This is a genomic window from Tenacibaculum retecalamus (assembly GCF_027941755.1).
GTDB lineage: Bacteria > Bacteroidota > Bacteroidia > Flavobacteriales > Flavobacteriaceae > Polaribacter > Polaribacter haliotis_B.
In genome coordinates this window covers 1,699,791-1,721,649 of record NZ_CP115916.1, presented here as the reverse complement: position 1 = coordinate 1,721,649, position 21,859 = coordinate 1,699,791, and the positions used below count along the sequence as shown (strand labels likewise).

The window sequence follows — 21,859 nt, the reverse complement described above, 5'->3', positions numbered from 1 at the left end:
TAGAACATTTACATTTACAGGATTAACTCCAGGGTTAACTTACGAGTTTTATGTAAGAGATACTATAACTGGGTGTATTGAACAAAATAATGAAGATCTTTATATTGATTATACACCTTCAGTGCCTATTACAAGTGTGGTTGATAATCAATCTTGTTTTGGCGTAGCAGCAGGTCAAATAACATTCTCAATAGATAATACAAGTTTAGATTTATCTAATGATTTTACGTGGACTTTATATGAAAGAGATCCTGTAACTAATTTAGGGAGTGCAGTGGCAGCATATACAAATATGCCTCAAACAGGATTAGCAGATATAGTTGTAACAGGATTAGCATCAGGTACTTATTATATTATACTTACAAATAATAGTGGATCTGTATGTGATTTTGGTAGCCAAGATGTACTAATTAATGAAGGAACCCAAATTACAGGTACCGTAACCAAAGAAAGAGACATTACTTGTAGTGTTGATGGTTTGGTAAGAATAGAAAATGTTGTAGGTGGTTTTGGTAACTATACCTATACGTTTACCGTAACAAATGGAACAGGTGTTTTAAACGGAAATGTTATTACCGTAGCTTCAGCTACAGTAACAGGTACACCAATTACTGTTGAAGTATCTGCTGAAGATATTAATGGTTGTGGCTTCGGTAGTTTTAGGATCTGTAGATTTAGTATTAAGTCCATCACCAACAATAACAAGTTCTACACCAAGTAGTTGTGGAATAAACAAAACAATTACAATAATAGCAGCAAGTGGTACACCACCTTATCGATATTCAACAGATAATGGAGTAAGTTTTACCGCACCAACTACAAATACTAGTTATACATCTGGCGTATTAACACCAGGTAATTACGATGTTGTAGTAAGTGATGCAAACGGATGTTCAGTAACACAAGCCGGTGTTGTAATTCAACCAAATTTAGAATACACAGTTGATTTAACTAAAAATTTAACATGTGACAGCCCGTCTCCAGCAGATGAAGCAACGTATGAAATAGATAACGTTACTGGAAGTGGAACATATACCTATGAAATTACAAGAAACGATAGTGGAGCAAATACAGTAGTAGTTGCAGCAGGAACACCTTTACCAGCAACACCTTTTACTTTTAGTACAGCTATCGCAGATGATTATACGATAACAATTACTGATACAGCTGAAACACCAAACTGTACAAACACAAAAACGTTTACAGTTGCACCAGCAGTAGTACCAGCATTCACTACATCAGTAACAGATGCTACTTGTGATGGAGCATCTAACGGAAGTATCTCAGTTTCAGTAACCGCAGGCTTAACACCGTTAACATATAGTATAGCTCCCGTAGCAGGAACATGGGATGCATCAAGCAATTCATTTACAGGAGTACCAGCAGGAACGTATACGGTAACAGTTGCGGGAGCTAATGGATGTTCAACTGATGTGCCAAATATTGTAGTAGGAGATAACGACCCATTAACAGTAAACGCTCCAACGGCAGTTCAATTTGGATGTACAACAGGAAATGATGTAAACAATGCCACGTTAAGTATTAGAGCAGAAGATACATTTGGAGTATCAGGAGGAACTACTGTTTACTCAAGTGTTAAATTATATAATGATAATGGAACGCCAGTAAATTTAGCTGATGATATTGAAATTACGACAGTAACAGTAATAGGTACTACGTATGAATTTTCAATAACAGATGTTACGGGCGGATCATATTATTTAGAAGTAGTAGATAGTGCGAGTTGTATGACATTATCAGGATCAACCGTAATAGAGGCATTCGATCCTATTGGAGATATACTTATTACATCACCATTAAAACAAATAGATTGTTTAACAGGCGAAGATATCGTTGTAAAAACAAGTACAGATATTGATAATGTTTCATATGAAATAATAAGTGGTCCAGTAACGCGTGCAGCTCAAATAGTAGCATTAGGAACAGGTTCTGCAAACTTTACAGACTTACCAACAGGTACGTATGAGGTAACGGCAACGCATCCAGATACAGGTTGTGTATTTACAAAAGAATACATTGTAGGTACAGCACCAAGTTATACGGTAATTGCAAATAATCCGCAAGCAACATGTTTTGGAGCAGCAGGTGGAAGTATTGATGTTAGTTTTGATTCGAGTACATTATATGCAGGAGATTACACTTATGTTGTAATGGACGATAATGGTACACCTGGTAATGTAGCAGATGATAATGACATAACAGTAACAACAACAGCAGATGGAATAGGAGTAGGAAATGTAACAGAAACTATTGGAGGCTTATTAGCTACCCCAACAGGATTTAATTATTATGTATCAGTAACAATGACAGATACACCGTTCTGTACGATAAGTACGAATGAGTTTACAATAAATGAGCCAACAGCTATTTTATCAGTAACAGGAGCAGTAACCAAAGAAGTAAGTTGTGAAAATGATTCAGATGCAACAATTACAGCAACCGGAATAGCAGGATTTAGCGGATACACGTATCAGTTAGAATTACCATTAGGTACTGTAGTAGCAGGTTATGATTTCGCAACCAACGGAACCAATGATGTATTTACAGGTTTATCAGCAGGAAATTATACTATTAGGGTGCGAGATGCAAATAATTGTGAAGGTACTTCAGTAGTTGTACCAGTAGCAAATCCATCAGCAGTAACAGCAATCACCACTCATATAGATAATTCATGTGATACTACAATTAATGGAAGTATTGAAGTAACAGCAGGTGGCGGAACGGGAACTTATACGTATGTATTAACCAATAGTGGCGGAACCGAAGTAGCAAATACAGGTTTAACCACTACTACACCTTATACGTTTAGTAATTTACCAGCAGATACATACACGGTAAGTGTAACCGATTCAAACGGATGTATTGCACCAGCACCAGCAGCAGTTGTTATAAATGAAGATTTAGTATTTACGTTAAACGAACCAAAGAAGTTAACCTGTAATGCACCAACAACATCAGATGTTGTTATAGATATTGTTTCAGGATCAGGAAGTTATACGTATGTGATTACAAGAGATGATAGTGGAACAAATACAGTTGTAGAAGGTGGAGTAGGAATTGCTTTACCAAGTGATCCATACACATTTAACCCTACAATAGCAGATAGGTATACGGTAACAGTAACAGATACAGGAGCAACACCAACGTGTCCAGTAATAAGAACAATAGATATTGCACCAGCAGTAGTACCAGTATTCACTACATCAGTAACAGATGCTACTTGTGATGGATCATCGAACGGAAGTATCTCAGTTTCAGTAACAGCAGGCTTAACACCGTTAACATATAGTATAGCTCCTGTAGTAGGAATATGGGATGCATCAAGCAATTCATTTATTAACTTGCCAGCAGGAACCTATACAGTAAGAATAACAGGAGCTAATGGGTGTTTTTCTGAACAAACAGAAACAGTAAATGACAATCCAGTATTAACAGCAAATGCTCCAACGGCAGTTCAATTTGGATGTACAACAGGAAATGATGTAAACAATGCCACGTTAAGTATTAGAGCAGAAGATACATTTGGAGTATCAGGAGGAACTACTGTTTACTCAAGTGTTAAATTATATAATGATAATGGAACGCCAGTAAATTTAGCTGATGATATTGAAATTACGACAGTAACAGTAACAGGTACTACGTATGAATTTTCAATAACAGATGTTACGGGCGGATCATATTATTTAGAAGTAGTAGATAGTGCGAGTTGTATGACATTATCAGGATCAACCGTAATAGAGGCATTCGATCCTATTGGAGATATACTTATTACATCACCATTAAAACAAATAGATTGTTTAACAGGCGAAGATATCGTTGTAAAAACAAGTACAGATATTGATGGTGTTTCATATGAAATAATAAGTGGTCCAGTAACCCGTGCAGCTCAAATAGTAGCATTAGGAACAGGTTCTGCAAACTTTACAGACTTACCAACAGGTACGTATGAGGTAACGGCAACGCATCCAGATACAGGTTGTGTATTTACAAAAGAATACATTGTAGGTACAGCACCAAGTTATACGGTAATTGCAAATAACCCGCAAGCAACATGTTTTGGAGCAGCAGGTGGAAGTATTGATGTTAGTTTTGATTCGAGTACATTATATGCAGGAAATTACACTTATGTTGTAATGGACGATAATGGTACACCTGGTAATGTAGCAGATGATAATGACATAACAGTAACAACAACAGCAGATGGAATAGGAGTAGGAAATGTAACAGAAACTATTGGAGGCTTATTAGCTACCCCAACAGGATTTAGTTATTATGTATCAGTAACAATGACAGATACACCGTTCTGTACTATAAGTACGAATGAGTTTACAATAAATGAGCCAACAGCTATTTTATCAGTAACAGGAGCAGTAACCAAAGAAGTAAGTTGTGAAAATGATTCAGATGCAACAATTACAGCAACCGGAATAGCAGGATTTAGCGGATACACGTATCAGTTAGAATTACCATTAGGTACTGTAGTAGCAGGTTATGATTTCGCAACCAACGGAACCAATGATGTATTTACAGGTTTATCAGCAGGAAATTATACTATTAGGGTGCGAGATGCAAATAATTGTGAAGGTACTTCAGTAGTTGTACCAGTAGCAAATCCATCAGCAGTAACAGCAATCACCACTCATATAGATAATTCATGTGATACTACAATTAATGGAAGTATTGAAGTAACAGCAGGTGGCGGAACGGGAACTTATACGTATGTATTAACCAATAGTGGCGGAACCGAAGTAGCAAATACAGGTTTAACCACTACTACACCTTATACGTTTAGTAATTTACCAGCAGATACATACACGGTAAGTGTAACTGATTCAAACGGATGTATTGCACCAGCACCAGCAGCAGTTGTTATAAATGAAGATTTAGTATTTACGTTAAACGAACCAAAGAAGTTAACCTGTAATGCACCAACAACATCAGATGTTGTTATAGATATTGTTTCAGGATCAGGAAGTTATACGTATGTGATTACAAGAGATGATAGTGGAACAAATACAGTTGTAGAAGGTGGAGTAGGAATTGCTTTACCAAGTGATCCATACACATTTAACCCTACAATAGCAGATAGGTATACGGTAACAGTAACAGATACAGGAGCAACACCAACGTGTCCAGTAATAAGAACAATAGATATTGCACCAGCAGTAGTACCAGTATTCACTACATCAGTAACAGATGCTACTTGTGATGGATCATCGAACGGAAGTATCTCAGTTTCAGTAACAGCAGGCTTAACACCGTTAACATATAGTATAGCTCCTGTAGTAGGAATATGGGATGCATCAAGCAATTCATTTATTAACTTGCCAGCAGGAACCTATACAGTAAGAATAACAGGAGCTAATGGGTGTTTTTCTGAACAAACAGAAACAGTAAATGACAATCCAGTATTAACAGCAAATGCTCCAACGGCAGTTCAATTTGGATGTACAACAGGAAATGATGTAAACAATGCCACGTTAAGTATTAGAGCAGAAGATACATTTGGAGTATCAGGAGGAACTACTGTTTACTCAAGTGTTAAATTATATAATGATAATGGAACGCCAGTAAATTTAGCTGATGATATTGAAATTACGACAGTAACAGTGACAGGTACTACGTATGAATTTTCAATAACAGATGTTACGGGCGGATCATATTATTTAGAAGTAGTAGATAGTGCGAGTTGTATGACATTATCAGGATCAACCGTAATTGAGGCATTCGATCCTATTGGAGATATACTTATTACATCACCATTAAAACAAATAGATTGTTTAACAGGCGAAGATATCGTTGTAAAAACAAGTACAGATATTGATGGTGTTTCATATGAAATAATAAGTGGTCCAGTAACCCGTGCAGCTCAAATAGTAGCATTAGGAACAGGTTCTGCAAACTTTACAGACTTACCAACAGGAACGTATGAGGTAACGGCAACGCATCCAGATACAGATTGTGTATTTACAAAAGAATACATTGTAGGTACAGCACCAAGTTATACGGTAATTGCAAATAACCCGCAAGCAACATGTTTTGGAGCAGCAGGTGGAAGTATTGATGTTAGTTTTGATTCGAGTACATTATATGCAGGAAATTACACTTATGTTGTAATGGACGATAATGGTACACCTGGTAATGTAGCAGATGATAATGACATAACAGTAACAACAACAGCAGATGGAATAGGAGTAGGAAATGTAACAGAAACTATTGGAGGCTTATTAGCTACCCCAACAGGATTTAGTTATTATGTATCAGTAACAATGACAGATACACCGTTCTGTACTATAAGTACGAATGAGTTTACAATAAATGAGCCAACAGCTATTTTATCAGTAACAGGAGCAGTAACCAAAGAAGTAAGTTGTGAAAATGATTCAGATGCAACAATTACAGCAACCGGAATAGCAGGATTTAGCGGATACACGTATCAGTTAGAATTACCATTAGGTACTGTAGTAGCAGGTTATGATTTCGCAACCAACGGAACCAATGATGTATTTACAGGTTTATCAGCAGGAAATTATACTATTAGGGTGCGAGATGCAAATAATTGTGAAGGTACTTCAGTAGTTGTACCAGTAGCAAATCCATCAGCAGTAACAGCAATCACCACTCATATAGATAATTCATGTGATACTACAATTAATGGAAGTATTGAAGTAACAGCAGGTGGCGGAACGGGAACTTATACGTATGTATTAACCAATAGTGGCGGAACCGAAGTAGCAAATACAGGTTTAACCACTACTACACCTTATACGTTTAGTAATTTACCAGCAGATACATACACGGTAAGTGTAACTGATTCAAACGGATGTATTGCACCAGCACCAGCAGCAGTTGTTATAAATGAAGATTTAGTATTTACGTTAAACGAACCAAAGAAGTTAACCTGTAATGCACCAACAACATCAGATGTTGTTATAGATATTGTTTCAGGATCAGGAAGTTATACGTATGTGATTACAAGAGATGATAGTGGAACAAATACAGTTGTAGAAGGTGGAGTAGGAATTGCTTTACCAAGTGATCCATACACATTTAACCCTACAATAGCAGATAGGTATACGGTAACAGTAACAGATACAGGAGCAACACCAACGTGTCCAGTAATAAGAACAATAGATATTGCACCAGCAGTAGTACCAGTATTCACTACATCAGTAACAGATGCTACTTGTGATGGATCATCGAACGGAAGTATCTCAGTTTCAGTAACAGCAGGCTTAACACCGTTAACATATAGTATAGCTCCTGTAGTAGGAATATGGGATGCATCAAGCAATTCATTTATTAACTTGCCAGCAGGAACCTATACAGTAAGAATAACAGGAGCTAATGGGTGTTTTTCTGAACAAACAGAAACAGTAAATGACAATCCAGTATTAACAGCAAATGCTCCAACGGCAGTTCAATTTGGATGTACAACAGGAAATGATGTAAACAATGCCACGTTAAGTATTAGAGCAGAAGATACATTTGGAGTATCAGGAGGAACTACTGTTTACTCAAGTGTTAAATTATATAATGATAATGGAACGCCAGTAAATTTAGCTGATGATATTGAAATTACGACAGTAACAGTGACAGGTACTACGTATGAATTTTCAATAACAGATGTTACGGGCGGATCATATTATTTAGAAGTAGTAGATAGTGCGAGTTGTATGACATTATCAGGATCAACCGTAATTGAGGCATTCGATCCTATTGGAGATATACTTATTACATCACCATTAAAACAAATAGATTGTTTAACAGGCGAAGATATCGTTGTAAAAACAAGTACAGATATTGATGGTGTTTCATATGAAATAATAAGTGGTCCAGTAACCCGTGCAGCTCAAATAGTAGCATTAGGAACAGGTTCTGCAAACTTTACAGACTTACCAACAGGAACGTATGAGGTAACGGCAACGCATCCAGATACAGATTGTGTATTTACAAAAGAATACATTGTAGGTACAGCACCAAGTTATACGGTAATTGCAAATAACCCGCAAGCAACATGTTTTGGAGCAGCAGGCGGAAGTATTGATGTTAGTTTTGATTCGAGTACATTATATGCAGGAAATTACATTTATGTTATAATGGACGATAATGGTACTCCTGGTAATGTAGCAGATGATAATGACATAACTGCAACAACAATAGCAGATGGAACAGGAGTAGGAAATGTAACAGAAACTATTGGAGGCTTATTAGCTACCCCAACAGGATTTAGTTATTATGTATCAGTAACAATGACAGATACACCGTTCTGTACGATAAGCACAAATCAGTTTACTATTGGAACACCTACTGCGGCATTAGCATTAAATGGAGCTGTTACATATATTAGTTGTAATACAAGTACAGGAGAAGTAATCTTAACAGGTAGCAATGGTTTTTCTGGTTATGAGTATCAATTGATAAACAATGCAACACCAGGTACACCAATTCAAAACTTTAGTACTAATCCTAGAATTACAGGTTTAGTTGCGGGTAGTTATACTGCTACAGTTAGAGATGCAGGAGGTTGTTTAGCTACATTTAATTTCGATTTAAATGCTACAACTCCAATGGTAGCTGATGTAAACTTAGTAGAAAATCAATGTGAAGGAGAATACACCGCAAGTATTGAGATAACCAATGTATCAGGAGGTCAAACTCAAGATACTTCTGTAAGAAGTTATACGTATATTTTAATTTACCCTGATGGATCACAAGTAGATCAGTCATCAAACATTTTTGAAAACTTGCCAGCAGGATTAAATTATCAAGTAAGAGTTGTAGATAGCAAGTATAGTTGTGTAACACCAAATTACATAGTTGATATTATAGATCCTATAAAAGTAGCAGCTTCTGTAAACATTACTGCAGATATTACTTGTGCAGTTTCAACAGGAACCGTTGAATTAGCAGGTGCAGGTGGAACAGGTACTTATATGTTTAGTGATGACGGCGTTACTTATATAGCAAGTAATACGTTTACAAGTGTAAGCGCAGGAAATCACGTTTTCTATGTACGTGATGCTAATAATTGTGTAGATGATGTTGCGGTTAGTATTGATGCTTATGAAACATTAACACCTACATTAAATGTAATATCAGGGTTTGTAACTTGTAATGGAGATAATAACGGAGTTTTATCTGCAGATGTAACCGGAGGTTTTGGTAATTATGAATATCAATTAGAGGAAAGCCCTAGTAGTACTGTAGTATCACCTTGGCAAAGTTCAAATACATTTACAGGTTTAGGAATCGGTGATTATCATATTAGAGTAAGAAGCACTAATAGGTTTAATGTTGTATGTACAGCGGTAACAAGCCCAGCTACAATAGCAGAGCCAGCACTATTAACTGTAGCTGAAACACATACCAATGTAACTTGTTATGGCGGTAATGATGGTACGATTACGGTATTAGCGTCAGGAGGAAACTTAACAGGCTATGAATATAATATTAGTTCAGACCCAGCAATTAAATTTGTAACCAATAATGTATTTAGTAATTTAGCAGCAGGTTCTTATATAATTACAGTTAAAGATAAGTTGGGATGTACAGAAATAATACCTGTAATAATTACAGAACCAGCAGAGTTTACTGCAACTTTAACATCTGTAGCTGAACAAGCATGTATTAATGACGTAACGCCAGTTATTACTTTGGATGTACAAGGGGGATTACAACCTTATTTTATAAGTATTAATAATGTAGAGTTGGCAACACCTTATAATACAAATACAGTTGTTTTAGGAGCTGCTGAAGGTATTATTGGTGGTGAAGCATATTATATTACGGTAAGAGATAGTGGTGCAAATTGTAATGCACCAGCACCAATTAGGTTAACTACAGGAACTCCAGTAGACTTGGCATTAACCGTTGATTTTGAATATACTTGTCCGACAGGAAATATAATTAAAGCAATTGTTGCCGATCAATATAAGAATAACATGTCTTATACGTTATATGATGGATTAGGTAATCCAGTTGCAACAAATAACACAGGTGAGTTTATAGATGTTGCAGCAGGGAATGGTTACTATGTTTCTGCAAGACTTGTAGGATCTACATGTTCAGAAAATTCGATGAGTGATCCAATAGATATTAATAATATCCAAGCATTAACAATGACTATTGATGATTCTCAGAAGAATAAATTAATAGCAGACGTTAATTTTGGGTTGCCACCTTATAACTTTACTGTAGATGGTGTTGATTATGGAGAAGAGAATGAGTTCCTAATCTTACAAACAAAAGTGTATACCATAACAGTAAGAGACGCAAGAGGTTGTGAAGTTACCTTAACGGTTAACGGTGTTTATGTATCAATTACGATACTAAATTTATTTACTCCTGATGGTGATGGAATAAACGATTACTGGTATCCTTTAGACGTAGAACCTTATCACAATATTAGAGTGTTAATTTTTGATAGGTATGCTCGTAAGATTACAAGTTATCAAGGTTTTGTACAAGGATGGGATGGTACTTACGATGGTAAACCATTACCAGCAGGAGATTACTGGTATACTATTTATTATAATGAATTATCAGGAGAAGAGAAAAAACTAATGGGTCACTTTACATTATACAGATAAAAATGAGAAAGATATTAATAGCAATAAGCATCATAATTTTTAGCGTAAAATTATCAGCTCAAGAAATTAATTTGCCTCAGTATATAAGTCACCTGGCAGATAATCCGTTTTTAATATCTCCAAGTTATGCAGGTATTGGTAGTGGTTTAAAAATTAGATTAAATGGGGTAAGCCAATGGATAGGTGTTGAAGATGCACCTGATACACAATCGTTAGTGGTAGAAGCACGTTTAGCAGATCGATTTGGAGGAGGTATTACTTTTTTTAATGATAAAAATGGATACACCACTCAAAAAGGAGTCAAGTTATCGCTGGCAAGTCACTTAACGTTAAGTAATTTTCATGATAGTTTTTTATCATTCGGTATTAGTTATAATTTTACTCAATTTGGTATTGATACTTCTGATAATAACTCAGGGCAAGGAGTTCCTAACAGATCGGTTACAAATTCTAATTTTGATGTAGGTTTGTTATATCGTTACGAACGATTTAGTATAAGTGCAAATGCAAATAATTTACTAAATAAAAAAGTAGATAATTTAACAACCAATGAGCCAGAATCTTTAAGAAGGTTTACTCTTTTTAGTTCATATGTTATTGCAAAGTTTAGTAATAGAATAGAAATTGAACCGTCTATGTTTATTGAATATTATGAGGCAGATCAAAGATCGAGAACCGATATGAATGTTAAAGTAAGAAAAGGAATTAATGATGGTTATGTTTGGGCAGGTTTAAGTTATACGTTCTTAAACGATCAGTTTTTTGTACCCAATGCAATTGCACCATTGGTAGGGTTAAAAAAAGATAACTTATACATGTCATACGGTTTTAGTGTAAACATGAATAAAACACAAGATTTTAATTACGGTACACACATGATTACACTTGGTTTTGATTATGAAAGAAGACCTAGTTTAGCACGTTGTACCCAAAAAATGATGATTTTTTAAAAAAACAAAATAATATAATAAGATCCTCAAGCTAAAACTTGAGGATTTTCTTTTTCTTTGCAGTAATGGAAAACAAGAATCAACTTTCAACCAATTTGAATAAATTTATTAGTAGTACAGGTATCTGTTCTCGTAGAGATGCCGAAAAATTTATTCAAGCAGGTAGAGTAACAATTAACAAAAATGTTGCACAATTGGGTAATAGAGTTTTTAAAGGAGATAAGGTGCGAGTAGATGGTCGTTTATTAGAACCTAAACCTAAAACCTTATATATAGCTTTAAATAAACCTGTAGGTATTGTTTGTACAACAGATAGTAAAGAGAAAAAAAATATTGTAAAATTTGTAGGCCATCCAGAAAGGTTATTTCCTATTGGTCGTTTAGATAAACCATCTGAAGGACTAATATTTTTAACCAATGACGGTGATATTGTTAATAAAATTTTACGCGCCGGAAACAATCACGAAAAAGAATACATTGTTTCGGTGAATAAAAAAATAACAGACGATTTTATTACAAGAATGGGAAATGGAATTCCTATTTTAGGAACCGTAACGCAAAAATGTAAGGTTAAAAAAATAAACGATTTTACGTTTCAAATTATTTTAACCCAAGGATTAAATCGTCAAATACGTAGAATGTGCGAATATTTAGAATACGAAGTAACGAAGTTAAAACGTGAGCGTATTATGAATGTAGCTTTGGGTAAATTAAGTACGGGAGATTGGCGTGAACTAACCGAAGATGAAATGAAGCAAATCAATGAGATGATTGCTAATTCATCTAAAACAGAGGAAGCATCAACAGTTGTTGAGAAAAAAAAGCCAAAACAACCAAAGAAAAAGGAAGTAAAAAAACAAGATGACTTTAATAAAAAAAGTGCAACTTTTAGAAAAAACTCTCCTAAAACAAAAAGAAATTCTAACCAAAAATTTGGACGTAAACGTAAATAAAAAGCCTGTATAAAGAAAGTTGCTGTAAGTATAAATGTAAAATTTACACAACAACTATTTACTTACTAATTATTATGATTTTATTTACTTTTCCAATTCTTAAATAAGCGTATCTTTGCCACTTATGCAATTCGACTTAAAAACAACCGACCCAAAAAGTAAAGCACGAGCTGGTGTTATTACAACCGATCACGGAACAATAGAAACTCCAATATTCATGCCAGTAGGTACAGTAGGTACTGTAAAAGGTGTGCATCAATCAGAGTTAAAAAACGAGATCAATCCAGATATAATTTTAGGAAACACCTATCACTTATACTTACGCCCTAAATTAGAAACTTTAGAAGCCGCAGGAGGTTTGCATAAGTTTATGAACTGGGATCGAAATATTTTAACAGATAGTGGTGGATATCAAGTATATTCACTTTCAGGAAGAAGAAAAATTAACGAGGAAGGCGTTAAGTTTAAAAGTCATATTGATGGATCTACACATTTCTTTACACCAGAAAATGTGATGGAAACACAGCGTACTATTGGTGCTGATATTATTATGGCATTTGATGAGTGTACACCGTATCCTTGTGATTATAATTACGCAAAACGCTCTATGCATATGACGCATAGATGGTTGAAAAGATGTGTAAATCATTTAGAAAAATTACCATTTAAGTACGGGCACGAACAAACGTTTTTTCCTATTGTTCAAGGAAGTACGTATAAAGATTTAAGAAAGCAATCTGCAGAATATATAGCCTCTGTAGGAGCACAAGGAAATGCCATTGGTGGACTTTCAGTAGGCGAACCAGCAGAAGAGTTGTACGCAATGACAGAAATAGTTACGGCTATTTTACCTGAAGATAAACCTCGTTATTTAATGGGCGTAGGAACACCTATAAATATTTTAGAAAACATCGCTTTAGGTATCGATATGTTCGATTGTGTAATGCCAACACGTAATGCACGTAACGGTATGTTGTTTACAGCACACGGATCTATAAATATTAAGAACAAAAAGTGGGAACAAGATTTTTCTCCTATCGATGAAATGGGGATTACTTGGGTAGATACTATGTATTCTAAAGCTTACTTACGTCACCTTTTTGCAGCAAAAGAAATGCTTGGTAAACAAATTGCATCTATTCATAATTTAGGTTTCTATTTATGGCTAACAAGAGAAGCAAGAAAACACATTTTAGCAGGAGACTTTACAGAGTGGAAAGATAAAATGGTGAAACAAATGGACAATCGTTTATAAAATAATTCGTTTTTGAAAATACTTGATTGGTACATATTAAAGCGTTATTTAGTAACATTTTTGTTTACTTTATTAATACTAATACCCATTGCGGTAGCTATTGATATTGCTGAAAAAATAGATAAATTTTTACACCATGAGAGTTTAACTTTCATTGAGGTTGCTAATGATTATTACATAAATTTCATTATATATTACGCAAATACTTTTATGCCTTTGGCATTATTTATTGCTGTAATTTTATTTACTTCAAAATTAGCAAACAACACAGAAATTGTAGCAATAAATGGCTCTCAGGTATCATTTACTCGGTTTTTGTTTCCTTACTTTATAGGAGCAACGATTGTATGCATGATTGCTTTATCTATGAATCACTTCTTTGTGCCTTCTAGTAGTAAAGTAAAAAAAGTGTTTGAAAAAAAGTATTTGAGCAAAAAAAATATTCAGATAATTCTGTTCGAGAATTTAGTTTGCAATTAAATGATAGTACATATGTTTATCTGCAACGTTTTGATTTAAAAAGAAATAGTGGAAATTATTTTACGACAGAAATCTATGATGGAATTCAGTTAAAACAACAACTAACTGCAGATAATATCAATTGGAAAGAAAAAGACAGTACCTTCAAATTATATAATTGGAAAATAAGAAAAGTTTTTAAAGACAGAGACAGTATTTTTTCAGGAAATAGTATAGATACTACTTTTGCCTTTACACCAAAAGATTTCAATTTTAAAAATGTTTCGGCGCAAGAAATGAGGTCACCTGAATTAATCAAATTCATTGAAATCTCTAAAAAAAGAGGTGTTAAAAATTTAAACGTTTATTTGGTAGAATTATATAAACGTACTAGTTTACCAATAGCCTGTTATGTTTTAACTTTAATAGCAGTAGCATTAGCATATAAGAAAAGAAGAGGAGGAACTGGTTTAAATTTGGCATTAGGTATCTCAATAATGTTTGTCTATGTCTTTTTTTTAAAAGTAGCAGAAGTATTAGGTGGCGTTGCAGGTGCTAATGCTTTATTAAATATTTGGGTACCCAATATTGTTTTTGGGTTATATGCGATTTACTTATACATCAATGGAAGGAAATAAATTAAAAAACTACCTCCACTTACATTTTATTGTTTTTATTTGGGGATTCACAGCAATACTTGGCGCACTAATTTCTATTGATGCTATTCCGTTAGTTTGGTTTCGAATGTCGCTAGCAGTAGTGTTTATTGCCATCTATTTTTTTATCCGCAGAAAGTCTTTTAAAGTTGATAAAAAAGGATTGTTAAAATTTGCGTTTTCAGGTGTAATTATTGCTATACATTGGATTACTTTTTTTAAAGCAATAAAAGTATCAAATGTTTCTGTGGCTTTAGTAACAATGAGTACAGGAGCTTTTTTTGCTTCACTTATAGAACCCGTATTTTTTAAAAGAAAGATTAAAGCAATTGAAATTTTATTAGGGATCTTAGTAATCGCAGGACTCTATATTATTTTTAATTTTCAAAGCCAATATACAATGGGTATTGTATATGCATTGATATCTGCTTTTTTATCAGCATTGTTTGCTGTTTTAAACGGATTATTTATAAAAAAATACGATGCAAATATTATCTCTTTTTATCAGTTAATGTTTGGGGCTTTAGGTGTTACTTTATACCTGTTATTTACACAACAAATTTCAATTGAATTCTTTCAAATATCAGCAAATGATTGGTTGTATTTAATCATATTAAGTAGTTTTTGTACAGCTTATGCTTTTATTGCATCGGTACAAGTAATGAAATACTTAACGCCATATACCGTAATGCTAACTATTAATTTAGAACCTGTTTATGCGATTATTTTAGCGTTGATCATATTTGGAGAAAAAGAACAAATGAGTACTGAGTTTTATTATGGAGCGTTTATCGTTTTATTTGTAGTTTTATTAAACGGTATTTTAAAAAATACGACGTTGATAAAAAAGAAATTCAGTAAAAAATAGTATTTTTAAAAAAGGTTAAAAGCTAAACTTTACAATTTTTTAGTATGTTTGCCTTTACAAACAACGAATTATAAAATCAAACGATATATAATGGAATATTTAGATTTTGAATTGCCAATAAAAGAATTAGAAGATCAATTGGCAAAGTGTTTTGATATAGGGAAAGAAAGTGATGTTGATGTTACCGCAACCTGTAGTAAGATTGAAAAAAATAGAAAAAGCTAAAAAAGATATATACAAAAACTTAACTCCTTGGCAACGTGTACAATTGTCACGTCACCCAAATCGCCCATATACATTAGATTATATAAAAGCTATTTGTGGAGATACTTTTATGGAACTACATGGTGATCGTAATGTAAAAGACGATAAAGCTATGATTGGTGGTTTAGGTAAAATTGGTGATCAATCGTTTATGTTTATCGGTCAGCAAAAAGGATATAATACAAAAACACGTCAGTACCGTAATTTCGGGATGGCAAATCCAGAAGGATATCGTAAAGCTTTGCGTTTAATGAAAATGGCAGAAAAGTTTGGTATTCCGGTAGTAACATTAGTAGATACTCCAGGAGCGTATCCTGGTTTAGAAGCTGAAGAACGTGGGCAAGGTGAAGCAATTGCACGTAATATTCTTGAAATGACTCGTCTTAAAACACCTATTATAACGATTGTTATTGGTGAAGGCGCATCAGGAGGAGCAATTGGTATTGGAGTAGGAGACAAGGTATACATGATGGAAAATACCTGGTATACGGTAATTTCTCCTGAATCATGTTCGTCTATTTTATGGCGTAGTTGGGAGTATAAAGAGCAAGCAGCCGAAGCTTTAAAACTTACTGGTGATGATATGAAGCGATTAAAATTAATTGACGGAATTATTGAAGAGCCAATAGGAGGAGCACATTCTGATAGAGAAGGCGCTTTTAAAGCAGTACAAGAACAAATTTTAACTGCTTTTAACGAAATTAAAGATTTAAATAATACCGATTTAATTGTCCAGCGTATGGATAAATATGCAAATATGGGTGTTTATAAAGAATAATCATACAAAGAATATATTGTATTAAAACTCGCCTTTTGGGCGAGTTTTTTGTTTGAATTAATCACTCATATGTATTTGTAATGATAGTAAAAGAAGATTTATATTCGATGAGATTTTTAAGTAAATTCGAATAGAGATTAAAAACAGGTTGTTAAAATAATTATTCCAACAAAAAAGCAACCAAATTTGGTTGCTTTTTTATTAAGGTATATTTAAAAATTTATGAGTTTGTAAAGAAACACGCCATTTCGGATTTTTCATCACATAATCTACAATTAATGGTGTCATTTCTTCTTTTTTACTCCATTCAGGTTGTAAAAAGAGCTGACATTTTTTGCCTACTTTTTCAGCTTGTTCTTCTGCAAACTGAAAATCATTCTTATTATGAATAATCATTTTCAATTCATCAGCTTCTTTATAACATTCTTTTGTAGGTAATTTTGTTTTTTTAGGAGATAAGCAAAACCAATCCCAAACACCAGAAAAAGCATAGGCACCAGAAGTTTCTATATGCGTTTTCATCCCTTTATCCTGAAGTTCTTTGGTAATATAATCTAAACTCCACATTAATGGCTCACCACCAGTAATTACTACTGTTTTGGCTCATTTTTTTGCATTGGCAATAATTACGTCTGTTTTTGTTGGTGGATGTAAATTCGCATCCCAACTTTCTTTTACGTCACACCAATGGCAACCAACATCGCAACCTCCAATTCTAATAAAATAAGCAGCAGTACCTGTGTGCGCTCCTTCACCTTGAATCGTATAAAATTCTTCCATTAATGGAAGCATTTCTCCTTTATTTATAAACTCTTGTACTTCTTTTTTCAACATAAGAGTGCAAAGATAGTCAACATTAAAATTTTATGGATGATTTTTGTTACTTTTACGTGTTTTATCAATAAAAAAGAATCGGAACAATATGAGCAAAACCGAAGCGTTTTTCAAATACATTACTGAAGGCTATAAAAGTAAAGGAGATTTTATCACATTAGGTGCTGGTATGTTGGGGGAAGAAACAGTAACAAATGCGCTGGTAAATATTCCATTAAAAACCTTAAACCGCCACGGATTAATTGCCGGAGCAACAGGTACAGGTAAAACTAAAACTTTGCAAGTATTGGCAGAAAACATGTCTGATAAAGGAATTCCGGTGTTGTTAATGGATGTAAAGGGTGATTTAAGCGGATTAGCACAACCAAGCCCAGGACATGCTAAAATAGATGAGCGTCACGAAAAAATAGGTATCCCTTTTAATGCTACTAAATATCCGATAGAAATTTTATCAATATCAGAGCAAGAAGGTATACGTTTACGTGCAACAGTATCTGAATTTGAATCTGTTTTATTAGCGCGTATTTTAGATTTAACAGAAACCCAATCGGGAATTGTAGCAATTATTTTTAAATATTGTGATGATAATAAATTACCTTTATTAGATTTAAAAGATTTTAAGAAAATCCTTCAATTTGTAACCAATGAAGGAAAAGAAGAAATTCAAGAAGAATACGGAAGAATTTCTACAGCAAGTACAGGAGCAATTCTTAGAAAAATTGTAGAAATTGATCAACAAGGCGGTGATTTATTTTTTGGCGAAAAATCATTTGAAGTAGATGATTTAACGCGTGTTGATGAAAACGGACGTGGTTTAATATCTGTTTTAAGATTAACAGATATTCAAGATAAACCAAAGTTGTTTTCAACTTTTATGATGCAATTATTAGCAGAAGTGTATGAAACATTTCCAGAGCAAGGAGATAGCGATCAACCTGAGTTAGTTATTTTTATTGATGAAGCACATTTAGTTTTTGAAGAAGCATCGAAAGCATTGTTAAATCAAATTGAAAGTATTGTAAAATTAATTCGTTCGAAAGGAATAGGGTTGTATTTTGTAACGCAAAATCCGAAGGATGTGCCAGAAGATGTTTTAGCACAATTAGGAATGAAAATTCAGCATGCCTTACGAGCATTTACGGCAAAAGACAGAAAAGCAATTAAATTAGCTGCCGAAAATTATCCAGATTCTGAGTATTACGATACTAAAGAAGTATTAACGCAGTTAGGAATAGGAGAAGCCTTGGTATCGGTTTTAAATGAAAAAGGAATTCCAACTCCGTTAGCAAGAACGATGTTACGTGCACCTATGAGTAGAATGGATGTGCTTACAGCGAAAGAAATTAAACAGGTATTAGACAATTCGAGATTGATACCTAAATATAACGATATTGTTGATAGAGAAAGCGCATACGAGCTTTTAAATGATAAAATTGAACAAATCAATAAAGAAAAAACGGCAGCAGCTCGCAAAGAAGAAGCAGCGAAAACAAGCAGAAGGTCTTCGTCAACACGAAGTAGAAGTACACGACAAAATCCGATTATAAAAGTATTAACCAGTGCAACTTTTATTCGTAGTGTTTTCGGAATATTAAAAAAAGTATTAAAATAAAACAAATAGTATATAAACACGTTTTTAATAATAACAAACCAAATAAATAAATGAAAAACATAATTAAACCCTTAATAATCGCTTTAATTTCAATAGTATTTATACAATGCGGAAACAGTAAATTTGATGTTTCTAAAGGTAAAATCGGAAAATTAACAATAAAAACGACCATGCAAGAGGTTGATGGAATTTTTGAAAATGATTCTATAGTAAAAATACTAAGCGAAGGTGCTAAAGGAAATAACTTTTTTCAGGAGGATGATAAATATTTAGTTTACGAAAAAGGAGGTAAGCATTTGTTAACGATTGTACCTAAAGAACAGTTAGATTCAACATCAACAATAAAAAGTGTTGAGATTTTTGATGATCGCTTTAAAACAAAAACAGGTTTAAATATCAGTTCTTCTTTTCAGGAAGTTAATGCGAATAATACGATTAGTAAAGTTGAGTCGTCATTTTTATCAGCTACCTTGTTTATAGACGATTTAAATGCAACGATTTCTTTAGATAAAGAAGATTTGGGATTAAAAGAATTTAGTACTCAAAAAATAACGAAAGAACAGATTCCTGATTTAGCGAAAATAAAATCACTAACTATTTGGTTTAACTAAAACATATGAAAAGTCGAAACAATTGTTTCGACTTTTTTATTTCTATATTATGAGTAAAAAATATACAATTCAAAGAAAACCATTTGTAGTACCAACTACAGATGGAAAATTAATAGAAGAGCATTTTGGTAATGCTACGGATAAAAACCCAAAAGTAAGTATTCCACACATGGTTGCGCCAGTTAATTGGAGTGAACCTTTTCAAACACCAGCATTTGAAGAATATACGTATATTATAAAAGGTAAAAAATAATTTAATATTGATGGAGATATTGTTGTTTTAGAAGCAGGAGAATCAATTAAAATAACAAAAGGAGTGCGAGTTCAATATTCAAACCCGTTTAATGAACCTTGTGAGTATTTAGCTGTTTGCATGCCTGCTTTTTCTATTGATTTAGTGAATAGAGAAGAGGAATAGCATAATTTTAAGGAGATTTGTTACGTTGAATTTATTTCATAATAAGAGTACTTTATAAATCGAAAAAACATCAAATTGAATTTGTTTCAATTTGATGTTTTTTTATATACGCTATTTAAAAAAATATTAAAGCGTAAGTATTGTTAATACAATTCCCAAAAGGATTGCGGTAAATTTTTTAAAATTGAATTTGTGATTTTCTGAACTTTCAAAAAGTATGATGGTAGATATGTGTAGAAAAACCCCAATAATTAAAGCCGTTATTTCGGTATGATATTCATTGAAAAAAGGCACTTTATCAGAAACTAAAACTCCCAATGGACTCATTAAAGCAAATAAACTTAAAAATAAAACGATTGTTTTTTTACTATAGTTTGTCTGTAGAAAGAAAGTTGTTAAAACAATAGCAATAGGAATTTTATGTACAATAATTGCCCAAAGTAAATTATCGTCAGCATGATGTATTGGCAATCCTTCAGAAAAAGCGTGAATACATAAACTCACAAATAGTAACCAAGGAAACTTTGACGAATCAGAATGTACATGAATATGACCGTGTTCTGCACCCTTAGAAAAAGATTCTAAAACCGATTGTATAATAATTCCGATTAAAATTAAGATTCCTATTTTCTTGGCATTACCTGTATGTATATAAACTTCGGGAAGTAAGTGCAATATCGTAACCGATAGTAAATAAGCGCCACTAAAGGCCAATAAAAGGCGAACTAATTGATTGTTAGGTTTTAAAAATAAAACAAGTAAAGAGCCTAGTAAAACAGCAATTATTAATAATATGTAACTCATTCTCCAATTAGTATTAATCTATCAGAAGTATTTTTATCAAAAGTATTTAAACTATAATCACCAAAAACATGTTTTAAGTTTAAACCAGCTTTTTTAAAATAGCTTTCCATTTTATCTAAGGTTAAAAATTTTACCTGCTCGGTATATGAATGTTGTTGGTCATCAGCAATAAAAGAAATGTGTTTTAAGATAAAACCGTTTTTAATTTCTCTTTTAATGTGAAATTCAATACCATCAATTGTTTTAACTTCTTTTAAAACTAAAGAGTTTTTAACTTTCTCGACATTTAAAAAATCTAAAACAAAGACACCATTTTCTTTTAAGCCGTTTTTAATGCTTTTTAAAATAGCGATATCTTCATTGTCATCCTCAAAGTAACCAAAACTTGTAAATAAGTTAAAAATAGCATCGTATTTATGCTCTATAGGGTCACGCATGTCCCAAACTTCAAAATTCAGCGATTCATTTTCAAATTTTTTAGCATATTCAATACTGTTTCTGCTTAAATCGCCACCAGTTATTTTGTAACCTAAAGAATTTAAGTATACCGAATGTCGTCCTTTACCACAAGGTAAATCGGCAATATGACTCGATTTAGGTAATTTTAAAAACGATGTTACGTTACGCATAAAAAATTGAGCATCTGCATCATTTCTATGCTTATATAATGTATGATAATAGGAAGTATCGAACCAAGAAGTAAACCAGTCTGTTGTTTTCATAAGTATAAGGTCTGCAAAAATACATAAATCTTACGTTTTTTAGATTGAAACAAGAAAAGATT

The 21,859-nt window shown here is 33.3% G+C and carries 12 protein-coding genes and 3 pseudogenes; 12 read left to right on the top strand and 3 right to left on the bottom strand.

Annotation, left to right across the window (positions count from 1 at the left end; translation table 11 throughout):
- Nucleotides 1-121: 121 nt before the first annotated feature.
- The 9 genes and pseudogenes from PG912_RS08155 to PG912_RS08115 all read left to right on the top strand — a co-directional run bounded on the left by PG912_RS08155 (nt 122) and on the right by PG912_RS08115 (nt 16,796).
- On the top strand, nt 122-721 hold the full coding sequence (locus PG912_RS08155; protein ID WP_275687139.1) for a hypothetical protein: 600 nt from the start codon (nt 122-124) through the stop codon (nt 719-721).
- Entirely contained in the window at nt 615-10,613 is a 9,999-nt protein-coding gene (locus PG912_RS08150) for a T9SS type B sorting domain-containing protein (protein WP_275687138.1), read from the top strand. Before PG912_RS08155 ends, PG912_RS08150 begins: the two co-directional genes overlap by 107 nt.
- A gap of 2 nt (nt 10,614-10,615) precedes the next feature.
- Entirely contained in the window at nt 10,616-11,563 is a 948-nt protein-coding gene (locus PG912_RS08145; protein WP_275687137.1) for a PorP/SprF family type IX secretion system membrane protein, read from the top strand.
- A gap of 65 nt (nt 11,564-11,628) precedes the next feature.
- Nucleotides 11,629-12,516, top strand: coding sequence for a 23S rRNA pseudouridine(2604) synthase RluF (gene rluF, locus PG912_RS08140; protein WP_275687136.1), 888 nt, complete (start codon nt 11,629-11,631; stop codon nt 12,514-12,516).
- A gap of 124 nt (nt 12,517-12,640) precedes the next feature.
- Nucleotides 12,641-13,771 (top strand): tRNA guanosine(34) transglycosylase Tgt, encoded by a 1,131-nt coding sequence (gene tgt, locus PG912_RS08135; protein ID WP_275687135.1) that lies wholly within the window; start codon nt 12,641-12,643, stop codon nt 13,769-13,771.
- Nucleotides 13,772-13,783: 12 nt separating this feature from the next.
- Nucleotides 13,784-14,251 carry an LptF/LptG family permease gene (locus PG912_RS08130; protein ID WP_275687134.1) on the top strand — a complete coding sequence of 156 codons (468 nt, stop codon included), beginning with the start codon at nt 13,784-13,786 and terminating at the stop codon, nt 14,249-14,251.
- Complete coding sequence (locus PG912_RS08125) at nt 14,242-14,868, top strand: LptF/LptG family permease (protein WP_275687133.1); 627 nt, start codon at nt 14,242-14,244, stop codon at nt 14,866-14,868. The genes PG912_RS08130 and PG912_RS08125 overlap by 10 nt, the downstream gene beginning before the upstream one ends.
- The gene (locus PG912_RS08120) at nt 14,855-15,754 is read left to right on the top strand and encodes a DMT family transporter (RefSeq protein ID WP_260584903.1); all 900 of its coding nucleotides are present in this window, start codon (nt 14,855-14,857) and stop codon (nt 15,752-15,754) included. The genes PG912_RS08125 and PG912_RS08120 overlap by 14 nt, the downstream gene beginning before the upstream one ends.
- Nucleotides 15,755-15,844: 90 nt before the next feature.
- Nucleotides 15,845-16,796, top strand: a pseudogene (locus tag PG912_RS08115) (acetyl-CoA carboxylase carboxyltransferase subunit alpha).
- Nucleotides 16,797-16,997: 201 nt separating this feature from the next.
- Here PG912_RS08115 and PG912_RS08110 read toward each other — a convergent pair.
- Nucleotides 16,998-17,630: pseudogene (locus tag PG912_RS08110) on the bottom strand (7-carboxy-7-deazaguanine synthase QueE).
- Nucleotides 17,631-17,718: 88 nt separating this feature from the next.
- Between PG912_RS08110 and PG912_RS08105 the strand changes: the two are divergent.
- The 3 genes and pseudogenes from PG912_RS08105 (at nt 17,719) to PG912_RS08095 (ending at nt 20,271) form a co-directional block, all read left to right on the top strand.
- Nucleotides 17,719-19,242: a helicase HerA-like domain-containing protein gene (locus tag PG912_RS08105; protein WP_275687132.1), complete on the top strand. Its 1,524-nt coding sequence runs from the start codon at nt 17,719-17,721 to the stop codon at nt 19,240-19,242.
- Nucleotides 19,243-19,292: 50 nt separating this feature from the next.
- Nucleotides 19,293-19,853: a hypothetical protein gene (locus PG912_RS08100; RefSeq protein ID WP_260584899.1), complete on the top strand. Its 561-nt coding sequence runs from the start codon at nt 19,293-19,295 to the stop codon at nt 19,851-19,853.
- A gap of 49 nt (nt 19,854-19,902) precedes the next feature.
- Nucleotides 19,903-20,271, top strand: a pseudogene (locus tag PG912_RS08095) (cupin domain-containing protein).
- 126 nt (nt 20,272-20,397) lie between these two features.
- On the opposite strand, the gene PG912_RS08090 reads toward PG912_RS08095, so the two are convergent.
- Nucleotides 20,398-21,075, bottom strand: a complete 678-nt coding sequence (locus PG912_RS08090; RefSeq protein ID WP_260584897.1) for a ZIP family metal transporter — start codon at nt 21,073-21,075, stop codon at nt 20,398-20,400.
- Entirely contained in the window at nt 21,072-21,797 is a 726-nt protein-coding gene (locus PG912_RS08085) for a class I SAM-dependent methyltransferase (protein ID WP_260584896.1), read from the bottom strand. The genes PG912_RS08090 and PG912_RS08085 overlap by 4 nt, the downstream gene beginning before the upstream one ends.
- Between the last annotated feature and the right edge of the window lie 62 nt (nt 21,798-21,859).

Excerpts from the sequence above, each read along its gene's own strand:
- PG912_RS08100 (WP_260584899.1), top strand. The coding sequence starts at position 19,293 with ATGAAAAACATAATTAAACCCTTAATAATCGCTTTAATTTCAATAGTA.
- PG912_RS08120 (WP_260584903.1), top strand. The coding sequence starts at position 14,855 with ATGGAAGGAAATAAATTAAAAAACTACCTCCACTTACATTTTATTGTT.
- PG912_RS08105 (WP_275687132.1), top strand. The coding sequence starts at position 17,719 with ATGAGCAAAACCGAAGCGTTTTTCAAATACATTACTGAAGGCTATAAA.
- tgt (WP_275687135.1), top strand. The coding sequence starts at position 12,641 with ATGCAATTCGACTTAAAAACAACCGACCCAAAAAGTAAAGCACGAGCT.
- PG912_RS08145 (WP_275687137.1), top strand. The coding sequence starts at position 10,616 with ATGAGAAAGATATTAATAGCAATAAGCATCATAATTTTTAGCGTAAAA.
- PG912_RS08085 (WP_260584896.1), bottom strand. The coding sequence starts at position 21,797 with ATGAAAACAACAGACTGGTTTACTTCTTGGTTCGATACTTCCTATTAT.
- rluF (WP_275687136.1), top strand. The coding sequence starts at position 11,629 with ATGGAAAACAAGAATCAACTTTCAACCAATTTGAATAAATTTATTAGT.
- PG912_RS08090 (WP_260584897.1), bottom strand. The coding sequence starts at position 21,075 with ATGAGTTACATATTATTAATAATTGCTGTTTTACTAGGCTCTTTACTT.